Source organism: Brevibacterium metallidurans (assembly GCF_037101285.1).
Lineage (GTDB): Bacteria > Actinomycetota > Actinomycetes > Actinomycetales > Brevibacteriaceae > Brevibacterium > Brevibacterium metallidurans.
On record NZ_BAAAAF010000044.1, the window covers coordinates 1 to 1,445 of the forward strand.

Consider the following 1,445-nt stretch of genomic DNA (forward strand, 5'->3'; position numbering starts at 1 on the left):
TGATGCTCCTATGCTCAGTCAAGCGGCATTGAGGAGAAATTTGCGATACCTGCTTGCGAACTCATCATCGCGTGATTTGCCTCGTTCGATCGTCGAGACCTTCATCGGCCACACACCGAACTCCTCCGCGATTGTTTGGAGTGTGATCTTCTTTGACTGGCGCAGTGGACGAAGATCATCGATGGCCGGAACTTCCTGCGGTCGTGTGACGTGCCGGTAGACCTCGTTGGCGATATAGCGCTTGAGGCAACGGATAATTTCGCGTTTGGTTTTGCCTTCTCCCACACGTTTGGCCACGTAGGAACGGGTGCGTCCGTCGTTGCTCATACGATTCAACGCAATGGTGTGCAGTGCACGGTTGGCTTGTCTGTCACCGCCACGATTGAGCCTCATTCTGTTCGTTTTCCCCGATGATGCTGGAATCGGAGAGACTCCGCACAAGGCTGCGAAAGCAGCTTTCGAATGGATTCTTTCTGCGTTCTCTCCCAGAGTGATCAGCAATTGTGCTGCTGTGACCGTTTTGGCTCCTTTCATCGCGATCAGCGCAGGCGCGATCGTGGTGATCATCGGTGCCAGAGTTGCCTCGATGTCCGCTTCTTCTGTTGCGAGGGTCTCGTGGCGACGTGCCAGGAGCTGCAGAGTTGAAAGGAATACGTCATCGTGACGTGGTGTGGCTTTGAGGATGCCGGTGATGAGTTGCCGTGCTGATTCGTGTTCGTAGGCTTCGCGGACTCGGTAGGGGGCGGTGACGAGGAAGGATCGGATCTGCCGGATCGCTGTTGTTCGTGCTTTGACTGCGGAGTGCCGAGTTTTGAGGAGCACGCGGATCGTGTCGATGGGGCCATTGAGGAGTTTCGGGATCGGAAGGGTGTCATCGGCGGCGACGGTCTTCGCTGCGGCGTAGGCGTCGATGGGGTCGGATTTGCCGTTGCGTCGTGCTTGCCGGTTGGGGCGGATAACTTCCCTGACGGTGATGTCATAGCTGCGTAAGAGCGCGGTGACGCCGGCACCGTAGGAGGCTGTTCCTTCGATTCCTACGCGGATGAGAGTACCGAAGGATACGAGGAAGGCGTAGATCGCTGTCAGCCCTTGGGCAGTGGTGGGAAACTCGTGGTCGTCGAGGTGACGTCCGAGTTCGTCGATGACAGCGACGTGGTGGGTCTTGGCGTGGGTGTCGATGCCGGCGTACACATTTGGTTTCGTGGTTGGCATGATGGAGTCTGCCCCTTCTTGTGATTGGGAACGGGTTGGCTCCCAGCCCGGCGGGCAGACAGGACGTAGACGAGATCCGTGTCCGCGGATCACGCTCCTATGAAGTCATGTCCCGTCCGGCTGGGGGGTCATGACGAGAGTCGGTGGACAGATCACGAGAAAGACACCACGCGAGTGGGGCAGTCAGGGCCGGGGTCACACCGGACTCCCGTCCTTAACATTCTCTACGTCAG

The 1,445-nt window shown here is 57.9% G+C and carries 1 protein-coding gene; it reads right to left on the bottom strand.

What is annotated here, in order from left to right:
* Positions 1 to 18: 18 nt before the first annotated feature.
* Positions 19 to 1,212 (bottom strand): IS110 family RNA-guided transposase, encoded by a 1,194-nt coding sequence (locus AACX88_RS17420; protein WP_339394125.1) that lies wholly within the window; start codon positions 1,210 to 1,212, stop codon positions 19 to 21.
* Positions 1,213 to 1,445: the final 233 nt, after the last annotated feature.